This window comes from Dyadobacter sp. CY351, from assembly GCF_021502625.1.
GTDB classification, from domain to species: domain Bacteria; phylum Bacteroidota; class Bacteroidia; order Cytophagales; family Spirosomataceae; genus Dyadobacter; species Dyadobacter chenhuakuii.
This window is the reverse complement of sequence record NZ_JAKFFU010000003.1, coordinates 609991-622454: the sequence shown is the minus strand read 5'-3', so window position 1 is coordinate 622454 and position 12464 is coordinate 609991. Positions and strand designations below refer to the sequence as shown.

The 12464-nt window shown below is 48.0% G+C and carries 10 protein-coding genes; 5 read left to right on the top strand and 5 right to left on the bottom strand.

What is annotated here, in order from left to right:
• Window positions 1-7: 7 nt before the first annotated feature.
• The 3 genes from L0660_RS08105 to L0660_RS08095 form a co-directional block, all read right to left on the bottom strand.
• Window positions 8-895, bottom strand: coding sequence for an AraC family transcriptional regulator (locus L0660_RS08105; RefSeq protein WP_235159026.1), 888 nt, complete (start codon window positions 893-895; stop codon window positions 8-10).
• Window positions 896-1867, bottom strand: a complete 972-nt coding sequence (locus tag L0660_RS08100) for an aldo/keto reductase (protein WP_235159025.1) — start codon at window positions 1865-1867, stop codon at window positions 896-898. It abuts the gene before it with no gap.
• A gap of 157 nt (window positions 1868-2024) precedes the next feature.
• On the bottom strand, window positions 2025-3515 hold the full coding sequence (locus tag L0660_RS08095; RefSeq protein WP_235159024.1) for a choice-of-anchor I family protein: 1491 nt from the start codon (window positions 3513-3515) through the stop codon (window positions 2025-2027).
• A 207-nt stretch (window positions 3516-3722) separates the two neighbouring features.
• Here L0660_RS08095 and L0660_RS08090 point away from each other — a divergent pair, with 207 nt between their 5' ends.
• The 5 genes from L0660_RS08090 to L0660_RS08070 all read left to right on the top strand — a co-directional run bounded on the left by L0660_RS08090 (window position 3723) and on the right by L0660_RS08070 (window position 6774).
• Window positions 3723-4301 carry a hypothetical protein gene (locus tag L0660_RS08090; RefSeq protein ID WP_235159023.1) on the top strand — a complete coding sequence of 193 codons (579 nt, stop codon included), beginning with the start codon at window positions 3723-3725 and terminating at the stop codon, window positions 4299-4301.
• Window positions 4302-4471: 170 nt separating this feature from the next.
• Window positions 4472-5056, top strand: a complete 585-nt coding sequence (locus tag L0660_RS08085; RefSeq protein ID WP_235159022.1) for a DUF4142 domain-containing protein — start codon at window positions 4472-4474, stop codon at window positions 5054-5056.
• A gap of 130 nt (window positions 5057-5186) precedes the next feature.
• Window positions 5187-5564 (top strand): SPW repeat protein, encoded by a 378-nt coding sequence (locus L0660_RS08080; protein WP_233798691.1) that lies wholly within the window; start codon window positions 5187-5189, stop codon window positions 5562-5564.
• Between the two features lie 18 nt (window positions 5565-5582).
• The gene (locus tag L0660_RS08075) at window positions 5583-5990 is read left to right on the top strand and encodes a DUF4345 domain-containing protein (RefSeq protein WP_235159021.1); all 408 of its coding nucleotides are present in this window, start codon (window positions 5583-5585) and stop codon (window positions 5988-5990) included.
• A gap of 34 nt (window positions 5991-6024) precedes the next feature.
• Window positions 6025-6774, top strand: a complete 750-nt coding sequence (locus L0660_RS08070) for an OBAP family protein (RefSeq protein WP_235159020.1) — start codon at window positions 6025-6027, stop codon at window positions 6772-6774.
• A gap of 87 nt (window positions 6775-6861) precedes the next feature.
• Here the strand turns inward: L0660_RS08070 and L0660_RS08065 are convergent, their stop codons facing one another.
• Window positions 6862-7218, bottom strand: coding sequence for a hypothetical protein (locus L0660_RS08065; RefSeq protein WP_235159019.1), 357 nt, complete (start codon window positions 7216-7218; stop codon window positions 6862-6864).
• Between the two features lie 279 nt (window positions 7219-7497).
• On the bottom strand, window positions 7498-12450 hold the full coding sequence (locus tag L0660_RS08060) for an Ig-like domain-containing protein (RefSeq protein ID WP_235159018.1): 4953 nt from the start codon (window positions 12448-12450) through the stop codon (window positions 7498-7500).
• Between the last annotated feature and the right edge of the window lie 14 nt (window positions 12451-12464).

Here is a 12464-nt window from a genome sequence, read left to right as displayed (position 1 = left end):
ATTGAATTTACTTTGGAGAAAAGCGATAATTCAGTGCGGTTGGTGCTATGCCGAACTTTTTCTTGAAGGAATGGGAGAAATGGGAAAGGCTTTCGAATCCCAGATCCAGGTAAATGGCTGAGGGCTTTTCGTGTTTGGTTTCGATCAAATGTTTGGCTTCGTTCAGCCTTTTGTCTTGCAGCCACTGACGAGGCGGAGCTCCGAATGTTTTCAGGAAATCGCGCTTGAATGCTGCCAGGCTACGGCCGGTCAGCTGTGCGAACTTTTCAACGGGGACATTGAAATGAAAGTTATTGAGCATGAACCGTTCCAGGTCGATCTTACCAGGGCTTGAAAAGTCAAATAAAAAGTTGCGGAGCGTAGGAACCGCAAGCAGTAGCAATTTGATTCCTTCCTTTATTTTCAGGATGCCCATTTCGTCCGTCATAGCCGCTCCCGAGTTTCGGGCATAGGGAACGATGGATTGAAAATATCCCTGCAGGAATTCATTTAACGGGATCAGCATATTGGGCGGACCCACATATTTCTGATCCGCCTCAATTTTTTCTTCCAGCACAATCCGCCGGAGCAGTTCTTCCTGCAGGGATATTACAATGGTCTCATAATGAGCGCCAGGCACTGAACCTTCGGGTTCGGGATATGCTTGCCCGGGACCTGCCGGCGCGGGACTTGCCAGTCGGGGAGTTTTGGTGAGCGTGCCCAACTGGTTTCTGCCAATCAGTAGCAGTTCTCCTCCGTTCATTGAGATCTTCTGAGAGGAAGTTTCCAACACGAATTGTCCTGAAACCTGCAATACCAATGTATGGTGGTTCCAGAAACAGACCTTCTCTCTCCGTTCCGTAGAAAGGTAGGAGTAAAAGATAACACCGGGGAGAATTTCTGCTGGACTGGTCATTTAGCGTTGTAAATAAGTGCCGCCAAGGATAGCACCGATTGCAAAAGTAGTGTTTAAGGTGTTCATTTCTTCCGACGAAAACACAATATCCATCGCAGCCATATTCTCCGGCAAACGCGACCTGCGGCTCATGCTTACCAATGGCATCATATGATCACCCTGACCATTCACCCAGGCAATGGCAAGCTGTGTGGGTGTACAGCCTTTATCAGACGCCAGTTGCTTTAATACTTCGACTTTTTGCAGGTTATGGACGAGATTCTCGCCTTGAAAACGGGAGAAATGGTTGCGGTAATCGTCAGCGGCAAGCGGTGCTTTCAGGTCGCCAGTCAGTAACCCTTCCGCAGTGCTGGCAAATGCCACAACGCCAATACCCAGCTCTTTTGCAGTAGGGAGCAGCTCAGTCTCGATCTGACGCTCGGCCAGTGAATAGCCAATTTCCAGCGCGCTTATCGGGTGGGTGTTATTGGCTTTGCGGAGTTGATCAGCAGAGATCTCCGACACGCCAATGTGACGAACCTTGCCTTCCTTAACCAGATCGGCGACTGTGCCGATAATGTCTTCCACAGGCACGCTGTCGTCCATCCGGCTTGGCTGGTAGAGGTCAATGGTTTCAATGCCCAGGCGGGTCAAAGAGTAATTGATGAAATTCTTGATCGCGATGGGACGCAGATCCATTCCCAGCCACTGGCCATTGTGAAAAATGGCACCGAATTTTACGCTGATAAAAGCGTCGTCCCGCCTTCCTTTGACGGCTTTGCCTATCAGCATTTCATTATGCCCCGCGCCATAGAAGTCTCCGGTGTTCAGAAAGTTAATGCCGCTATCCAAAGCTTCATGGATCGTTGCGATACTTTCTGTTTCGTCAGGTGTAGGTCCGCCCCAGACGGAAGACATACGCATACAGCCCAAACCAAGTTTGGACACAAACGGGCCGTTCTGGCCCAACTGAATTTTTTTGATGTTTTTCATGATGTAAAGTTCAGCTTTCACACCATATGACGAGTTGCCTGCACGGCTCAAATGTTTTGTCTGTACGGCTCATTCTAACAGAGCCGCACAGACAAAATCTTAAAGGGAATTTATCCAAAAAACAGGAGCATTGCGCAGAATAGAACCTTTGCGCCAATCAGATCTGATAGAACTTCACTGTTCCATCGCCTTCATTGCTTGTTACCAGCACGCCTTTGCCATTCGGGCTCTTTGTCGGTGCAATGTAGAGAACGCCTTCGGGAGCATCCCCGGTTTTGATCATCTGAAGGAATTTGGGAGCCATGGGATTGCTCAGGTCATAGGCCGCAACAGCATCCACACGTTCAAGTGCAATGAAAGCAACGGGCTTATTATCGATCATGCCTATTGTGACACCTTCCGGCTCAACACCTTTGTCATCCGAGCGGTCATCATCATAAATACCTGCCTGAATTGCCTCCTGTTCCAGCATGCTTCCAGAGTCAAAAACCAATTGACCGCTGGCAGCATTAAAAATACTGAATCCACGACCGCCAAAGCCATATAGCACATCGTAATCACCATCATTGTCGATATCACCGCGCGTGCTGGTTACGCGCAGACGGCCAAGATTTTCAGGTTTTTGCAAGTTAACAGCGTCCGGAAACGCAGTTGCGTCAAGTTTAAGTGCGCTAACGCGCTTCTGCTCGTCAAAGGCAGTGTACTCGCGGGCATCGCCCTCGTTGGCTGTAATCAGATAGTCCGAGCCGTTCACGCTGAATGGCGCGATCGCGTCTGGCAGGTAGAATGATCTTACGGGCCATGTTGTCAATGCAACTTTGCTGTCCTTATCGCTCGCATCCATTGCGTTCACGAGTTTGCTGATGTCCTTTGTGCCGAGCGGGTGCAGCTTCAAAATTGTTCCGGAAGTCAGATCCAGTTCGGCGATACCATTGTTTTCTTGTAGTGTTACAAAAGCTTTTTTAGAATCACCCGAAATCGCCACGTATTCGGGCTCAATGTCTTGTGCAAAGCTGGCACCCGGACCGAAAACACGGAAGCCGTCAGCAGCCAGCTGGTCGTAAGACGAAGCAAATGAGCCAAACGACAAAGTTTTTACGCTATAATTCTCATTAACATTAATAATAGAAACAGAGCCTTCAGGATCAACCGTGTAATCTGCATTTGGCTCACCTTCGTTGGCCGTTACAATGTATTTTCCGTCCGGACTAAAAGTAACCATATCAGGCAACGCGCCAACAGTAACTTGCTTGATCGTCGCCAGCGTAGCCGTATTCATCACAATTACGCTTCCGTTTGCCTGCTTATTGGTTGCTTCCAACGCAATCGCCAGTTTTCCGTCGGACACGGCAACGCTGTTGGCAACGCCACCCAGTGAGGAAATATCGATGGATTGCAACTTGGATACGACCGGAAATGCGGAAAGATCCATTACATCTACTTTTGCAGCAGACTCATTGTTCACCGTGAAAAGCCGGCGCGATGCAGGATCATATGCTGAGATTTCGGACGCAGCGGCTCCTCCAAGGTCAATAGAAGCCACTTCTTTAAATGCCACCGGCGTTTGCGGCTCCTGCGGAAAATGATCCGTACAACTATTCAGGGCTACCGACAGCATTGTCAGTGCGAGTAAAGGTTTGTTTTTCATTTTAATGTTTTGAGTGTTGAAAAACAAAAATAGATACCGGCAATCGAGGAGCAGATGGATTTGCAAAGCTTAACAATTTGATAATTGATCAAGTCTGCTGCCACAGTTTGTCCATTTCCTGCGACAAAGTATTTACAGTTGAAACATTACCCGACGCGCTTTTCGTCTTCCTTCAAACTAATCCTCATTTAAAACCAATCCTTAGTTATGAAACACGGTATCTTAATGTTCGCACTTCTTTTATCAACTGCTGCCTTTGCACAAAAGGAGGCCGCATTCTCCGAGCCCGAAAAAGGTGAAATACAGGCTGGGTTGATGCTAGGTGCAGGGGTTGGGAATTCTTTCGGAGGCTATATTCGCGCCACTCCTTACACGCAGTATTTTTTGACAAACAACTGGGCGTTACGTTTGGAAGGAAGGTATCAAACCAATGGCTTGGGCCCCAACCAGGATCAATATGCAGGCGTAGGTTTGTCTTCTAAATACTATTTTGCGAGAAAAGGTAAGTTTTCCGCATACGGCCAGCTCGGTTATTTTTATGGTCAGGCCGCAAAAGGAATGTACAGAAATGCCTGGCAATCGTATCCCTCCGATTTAACAAGCATTGAGAGATACACCACCCGCTTGAATTATGGAATGGTTAACGTAGGCTTGGGAGCCGATTATACCATTAATCGCAGGTGGTATATCTACGCTTTGGGAGAAGGAAATATCAGATCAAATTCGAGCAAGGTTGCCACTGACCGCTATAATGTAAATGTCGGCATTGGTTTCCGTATCAAATAAACTGTATCGTTTCTGTTACGCCAAAGTTGGCCATATGTGAACAAAACTTTTAGTCCTTTGCTCTTCCGTTATTGTAATTGATACGGTAGGCATACTTTTTTACATTGGGTTGTGACCTGTGCTGGTAAGTCCGGCACGCAGTTTTATCACCACTTAAACAATCATTACTAATGAAAATTGCATCAACATTTATGGCGCTGGCAACCGTAGCAATGCTATGGGGCTGCGGATCCAAATCTACCGACACCACGGACACTACCGAATTAGCAGACAGCACCAATGAGGCTGTTGCCGACACTGCTGCAAGCGACTCCGCATCGGCCGTTGCCGAAGATGACGCTGAATTTGCCGTAGAGGCAGCGAATGGAGGAATGGCGGAAGTTGCATTGAGCAAAATTGCAGCCGACAAAGCAACCGACCCAAAAGTGAAAGAATTTGCAAAACAAATGATCACAGACCATTCAAAAGCAAATGATGAGCTTAAAACGTTGGCCGGTAACAAGAATATCACGCTGCCTGCTGCGCCAAATGCAGAGAAACAAAAAGCAGCTGCTGACCTTGGCGGCAAAACCGGAAGCGATTTTGACAAAGCTTATATATCGCAAATGAAGAAGGATCACGATGCAACAGTGAAACTTTTCGAAGATGCGCAGAAAGAAGTGAAAGACGCAGAGCTGAAAGCTTTCATCGACAAAACTTTGCCGGTGATCAAAGCACATGCCGAGCATGTTAAAACGCTTGATAAGACAAAATAATTTTTGGTAAGCGTTTTTGAGGCTGGCGGTCACGGATGTGGCCGCCAGCTTTTTTTTTGCAATTCTGCTGGCATAATTTTTAGTAAAGCACCGATCTATTCGATCTTTCACAAACTAAACACTTCATCCCATGAAAATGATCAGCACCAAATTACACAGCATCATCGATTATTCGACCAGCATTTTGTTCATAGCAATGCCCTGGATAGTTGGTTTCAACGAAGTTCCGGCTGCCACCTGGGTACTGATTGCAGTAGGAGCAATGTCCATTACGATGTCACTCTTTACTGACTACGAAGGGGGAATGGTCCGCAGCTTACCCATGCATGTACACTTGAATGTGGACGTGGTTACAGGTCTGCTGCTGGCTGCATCGCCCTGGATTCTCGGGTTTGCCGACCAGGTTTACCTGCCACACGTTATATTGGGCCTGTTTGAAACAACGGCTGGGTTGCTAACATCCCGCTCGTCGCATGAAACCCAGGAGAGCCCGCTGGAACGCAGTTAACAATCTACAATTTTCCCTATGTTCAAAAGCAAGAAAGCGCTTCAGGCCATCATTGGAATTCTGGCTGTTGCCCCGCTGGTATCCGGGCTCATAGGGTTGTCCGGGATCCGCAATCCGCTTTTTACTGAGGCGCTGCCTGCTGACCTGGTTTTGGATAGTAACCTTCGCTTCCTGAATGCCATGTCCGTTGCCGTGGCCGTTTCTTTCTATTGCGTTATACCGGTTATAGAAAAAGAAACATTCGCTTTCAGGGTAGTTTGCGGTGCAGTATGGCTGGGCGGGATCGGAAGATTAATATCGATCTACGATCTGGGTGTTCCGCCTCTTTTTATAACCGGCTTTCTGGCTTTGGAGCTCCTGTCGCCAATCCTGATTATTTACTGGCAGAAACAGATTGCCTTGCCGGTAAAACGAGACGTTATATAATGTATAAAACTCTTTGATTCAAATTGGATAAACCATGAATAAACTCATTCCGTTATGTGCGTTAACACTGGCCCTGCTAAGCTGTGGTGGTAAAAACTCATCATCGAATGTGGAAGCGCCCGGCGATGAAAAGTCTGCGAAAGACAAGACTCTAAATGTAGGGGCGGATTTGATACAGGATAAAACCCCGCTGAAAGGGTTCAATGCTTACCTGGATGGGTTCCATTTTTACAATGGAAATATGAATTCACAAATGGAGGCTCACCATTACGTGAACCAGATTAATGAGGATGTTTACCAGGCCATTATTTTTGATGGCAACGGGAAGGACGCCAAAATCATGGGGGTCGAATACATCATTACCGCGAAAATGTTTGCTCGCCTGAGTCCGGAAGAGAAGAAATTATGGCACAGTCATCACTTTGAAGTCAGTTCCGGATCACTCATTGCACCGGGCATACCGGAAGTTGCAGAACACGAGCTCATGGAAAAACTGGTATCTACCTATGGCAAAACCATCCACACCTGGCATACCGATCTCGAAAAAGAACTGCCTGTTGGTTCCCCAATGATCATGATGGGGTTTACGAAAGAAGGGCAACTCAACGCGGGCATTTTGGCTGATCGCGATAAGCGATTCAATATCTCGTCACAGAAGAAAAAACAGAACAGAAAGGACATCCCCGTTCCTGCGGTTGATCCAGGCGCAAATGCCTGGGAGAAAGGTGAGATCAGGCAATTGGTTATCACAAATAAAAGTGATTCCTCGGCCCATAAACATTGACCGCCCCGACTATACTCAATGCAATATTAGTGTATTTAAAATATGGCGGGCCGCAAGAAATCCCTTGCGGCCCGCCATATTTTTACCTTATCTATTTCCCGGCCGTTGACCAGATTTGCTGGAACCTTTGCCCGTTGTGTCCTTGCCACCCTGAACAGTTGATCCCGATTTTTTCCTGTTGGCCGAATTTACACCAGTATTTTGCGGATTGCTGGCAGCCGGGACGCTGTTCGTTTTGTCGATATGCGTGGGCGGGGTGCCGGTGGTTGCCTCACTGGTTACGCTTCCTCCCTTATTCTGCTGTGCCTGCTTACTGGTCTGGCTGCCCGTTGCGGCTTTTTGTTTCGATTCCGTTGCCTGTTTCTGCGTGGCAGTGGATTGTGCCATGAGCGATCCAGCCGAAATCAAAAGTGATAATGCCAGATACATTGTTTTCGTGTTCATAGTCTTATGGTTTTAGTGAAGATTAATCATTGTTTTTATATTAAATTTTAAAAAAGCATGGCTATGTTGGCATAATTAATCAGAGGCGATCTTAGATAATTTTCGTGCCAAACAGCACCGACGCGGGACAATTTTTACTATGCAAATGCACAAAAGCAGACATGGAGGGAAGACTGCTAAAAACGAAAACCGCTGCAAGAATGTCCTGCAACGGTTTTTGTTTTTTACATAAAATTTTGGATTGATCTGTACGGCCCAGTGGTCCGTTCCATCCAATGCTTATCTGTTGATCAGCACTTTCTGACGATCTATTTTTCCATTTTGATAATAAATTGACAAAACATAAATGCCAGCAGGCAAATTACCGACCGAAACGGTTTTCGCAGTTCCGATTTGTGACTTGTGAACCTGTACGCCTTTGACATTATGCAGTTCAACTGAGCTGATCTGAATCGTCGAATTGGTTTTGATAGATAACAGATCTGACACCGGGTTAGGGTAAATTTCAAGAAGATGCGTTCCTTCAATACCTACAAAGACAATATGGCTGTATGCAAAAGTGTGATCCGTATCGATCATTTTTAATCGGTAAAAATTATCCCCTGTATTAGGCCTATCATCTTTAAATGTATAATTCAAGGTCACCGAGCTTTCGCCCCCGGATTTTTTGGTTGCAATCGTTTCCCAGCTTTTCCCCGTGATACTTCGCTCAATTTCAAACTTTTCGCTGTTTGTTTCCTCACTTGTCCGCCACTTTAACACCACAGCGTTTTCCTGGCGCGATGCCGAAAAATCGATGAGTGTGACAGGGAGCGTACAGTCACGGAATACGGACAATGTACTGGAACATCCGTCTTTTGTAACAGTAAGAACGGCCGTCTCGTTGCTCGGTATAACGATCACGCTATTTCCGGAAATCGTGCCCTTATCAGTTGTGACTGTGGCGCCTGCCGTAGCCGTGAAAACCACCGAATACGTATTTAGATTAAAGGAACAGCTGTATGCATCCGGACCCAATGTAATGGTTGGGGTTTCATTTACAACAACAGTAGCACTTTGTCCGGAAACAGCTGTCGTTGCGTCACCTGCACCACTGACATTGATCAGCTCATAGGTAAAACTTCCGGCTGCTGCGGTGGAAACTGCAACGCTGGCTGTTGTATTCGCTCCGGTTGTAGTCACTTGCAGGTCGGGACCGGCGTTTATTTTATAGGTAAATGTAAATGGCCCCACACCATCAACAGCCGTGAAGGTAACTTGTGGAGAAACAGCACCAACGCAAGCAGAACTTCCTGCTGATATAGAAGCTGTTAAGCTATTAGCAACTGTGATGACGGCTGTCTGTGCCGACCCAGGTGTCAATGTGCATCCCTGCGCGTCGGTAACGCTGACAAGTTCATAGGTGAACACACCAACGCTTGCAGTAGACTGAGTAACGCCAACCGTCGTTGCCGCACCGGCTGTGGCTATCGTAGTTGCAGTCCCATCATTGATTTTATAAGTAAAAGTATAGGGAAGCGTTCCACCGGTTGCACCAAAGGTCACCACAGGAGCGGACGCACCCTGGTCAACAGTCGCAGTGCCTGAGATCGTAGAAGCAGTAATTTCGTTGACGGTCAATGTAGCTGCTGCTGAGGTGACGCTATTGCACGGATTGGAAACAATGCATTGATATTCCAAATTGTTATCAGTTACCGGCACATTTGTCAACGCCAATGTTGCTGAGTTTGCACTCGGATTTGTGCTTGCATCAATATCTGCGAATGCGCCGCCAAAAGGCTTTTTCTGCCACCGGTAGTTTGTTACTACGCCGGTTGCGGCCACAGTAAATGACGCGTCCTGGCCGGCACAAATCAGCTGATCCTGCGGATCCTGCGAGATTACCGGCGCTGGGGTTGGCGTAACCGTCACTGTAAATGAGCAAGTCGCATCCGTTCCAATTCCGTTGGAGGCGTTCACCTCCACGGTGGTCACGCCAGCGGGGAAAATATAGGGGAATGTGATCGGACTTCCCGAAACGCTGTATACAACTGTTGGCGCAGGACATCCTGCAACGGTCGCTGGAAGCGATAGGGTTGCAGTACAGGCGCCAGCGTCCGGGTCTACAACCTGGTTGGTAGGGCAGGCACTGATCACCGGTGCTGAAACGATGGCTGTAATCGTAGGATCGCTAGATCCTGGCGCGCCGGGATCGTCTGTCTGGACGGTGCTAAAATCATTTCCGCTCACAGATCCCTGATTGGTGACCTCGCAGGTTGTTACGGGGATATCATTGTTTACCGTCACCTTGAATTTTACGATCACATTCGCACCGGCAGGCAGTGAAAAGCCACTCCCGGTGCCATTCACAGTAACAGTTTCGCCAGCCGTAGGAGCCGCTGTTCTGGTATTGGACTGAACCTCATTTGCCTGGTCAGGTTCATTTGTATTCGCCTCAGGCTTTGTATCTGAAATTGCTGTTGCTGATTGAATTGAATCTGAAACATTGTCAGCATCCGGCGGCCCTTGTCTTAATGCCGTTTCTTCTGCTGCGATTCTCAGTGCCGAAACATTAGGCACTGCGCAGGTTTGGCCTGTATTGTAACTGGTTGTACCTGAGCCGCCAGAGAGTAGAAATGCATTTTGCGGCGTATTCCCGTTCCCACTCCACACTGCTTGGAGCGTATTGCCCGCACCCTGAAGAATGATCTGATTCCCTGGCGCACCCGGACGCAGGCGCAACGCAACGCCCGTAGCCGCCGCTACATTGTTACTAGCAATGTAAGTGCAAAGTTTGCCCTGGTTATCCGAAAAGCTTGAGATAAAATTGACATCAATGTCGTTAAAAGCGTTCGGTCCGGTTGTAATCGTATTTCCGATGATCGACAAGTCACTTTTGGTGTTGCTATTCGTAACGTAGCCCGAAAACCCAATGCCAAAGTCATTCAGGATGCCAGACACCGTGTTGTTGCTGATCTTGACAATCCCTTTTGCAGTAGGGCCTTCCGTATCAAAGTAAATTCCCGATCCACCGCCACCATCACTTACCACGGTATTGCCGTCCACAGTTCCTTCATGCGTGGAATTGTTGCTCACCTTGAGGTTGATCCCCGTGCCATTTTTGCAACGGAAATTGTTTCCGATAATGTTGTATTTCAATGATGAGGTGCCCGTACTTTGCAAATCAATGCCAATTGAAGTGAGCCGGGTCACACCGTTGAGCGCCAGGTTATTCACAACTGCGCCCTGAATGTCACCCACCAACTGGGAATTATTATTGGAAATCATTTTTATGCCTTGTGTCTCGCATCTGAGAAACTGGCTGCCGCCTGTGATCTTCAAGTTCATTTGCGAATTCCCGTAACCCTCCATCAGGATTCCGCCGTTGTTGGGGGAATCCGTAAAATCGGAATTATCAACGGTCAGAAGCGATAAGTTGGAGTCTGTATTTCCAAAATACGCAACCCTCCCCGAAGGCGCATTGGCAATGGTGCTGTTGGCAAAAGTAGAATTGGTAATAGAGGCCGTCCCGGTAGTATTTGTGGCGAAAATAGCACCTTCGGTAGCAGCGTTTCCTGCATTCTGCACAGAACTGTTGCTGATAGTCAGATTGTTAACGCCCCGCAGGTTAATGCCGTGTTGGTTTGTGGTGCCGGTAATAATGATTCTTTCTAATTTAAATCCATTGACAACATTGGCATAAACAGCCGCGTTGCATCCTGAATTATCGGATGTTCCGCATCCCCCGGAATCTGAACCATTGGCATTAATGAGGTTAATGTTGTTCAGCGTAACACCGGCCGCATTGGTGAATTCAATACCCCGTGCGGAAATGTTCTGGATCGTTCCGCCCGAGCCGGCTGTAGCGCCTGACCCTGTGATCTGAAAAGTCCCCGTAGTGCCGGACACTGCGATGCCCTTGGCGGCATTGCTGCATGATACCGCCGCCAATGTAACATCAAGACCCAGCGAGCTTCCTGCTACGTCAATAGCAGCAACATTGGATGACGAAATTGTTCCGGAGCCGATTTTTAAGTTTCCGCCGACAGATGAAATGTCAATCGGGCTAACCGGTCCTGAACCCACATTTGAAGATAGTTCCGAAAAATCTGCTGCCAGCGTAACATTGGCCAGGTTAAGCGCACTGCCGTTGCCGGTTAAGGCTATCTCGCTGATGGTAAGCAGTCCTGCTGTTGATCCTGCAATTTTCGCTCCTCCCGAGTTGCCGATGTTAAGGCCGCGGATTGTATTTGCAGCGGCAGTAGTAATCACATTGGCACCGCCCGAACTTGTTAATGCCGGGCGGTTGCCGCCGGTTGCGGGAAGAAGATTGTTTCCACTTGGCGTGCTGTATCCGGAGATCGCCAGCAAGGACGCGCCTGCGCCCTGACCAATTACTTTTTGCTGGTTGAGCAGCGCGACAGGTCCGGTATAACTTCCCTCGTATAGAAAAATGGAATGTCCCGCTTGCGGATGCAGCGCCGCACCATCATTAATAGCCGCAAAACCTGCCAGAGAAGTAAAAGGCTTTGCCAGTGTTCCGTTTTCGCCGCTGGCACTTGCAGCCGAATTTACGAACCATATCGCGCTGGTGGTTGCAATGGTGACCGTTGCTGTCGAGGTCAATCCCGATCCGTTTTGCAATGTGTAGGTAAATGTGTCGTTACCGGTGACGCCTGCGGCCGGTAAATAAGTGAAAGCACCCGTGCTATAATCAAGGGTAACTGCGCCTCCCTGGCTTGTCGCAATTTCTCCGGATCCCACGATGCTGATGGAAGCACCGTTGGGGCTGCTGTCATTGACAAGCACGCCGCTTCCCGCAGGGATGTCCAGTCCTACATTTCCTATCGCATTGTAAACATCATTTTGAGCAATAGGACTCACTTTAAGGGATCCCGCGACGAGTGTTGTATTGGCATCGATCTGATCTGTAAAAGTGACGCCGCTTGCGTCCGTGCCGCTATTGGTGATTGTCACTGTGTATTCCAGTTCGTCCCCCACAGAAGCGCCCGGCAAGCCCGTGTCGTTGGTAAGTGCATAGGTGTTAGTGGCAGAAATAGTGGGCGCAAAAAGCATTATCTTATTGGCCTTTGTTCTTTTGAACGGAACAATTGATTGTGATTTGCTTGCTGGTGTCGAAGTTAGCAGAGCAGCCTTTTGAAGTTCTGAAATCGGTGGCTGACCAGAATCGTTGATGAAAAGTCCTGAGACGAGCATAGCGGCCCCAGCTAAAAAGAAGTATAAGTTTTTCATTATTAGATTTTTTG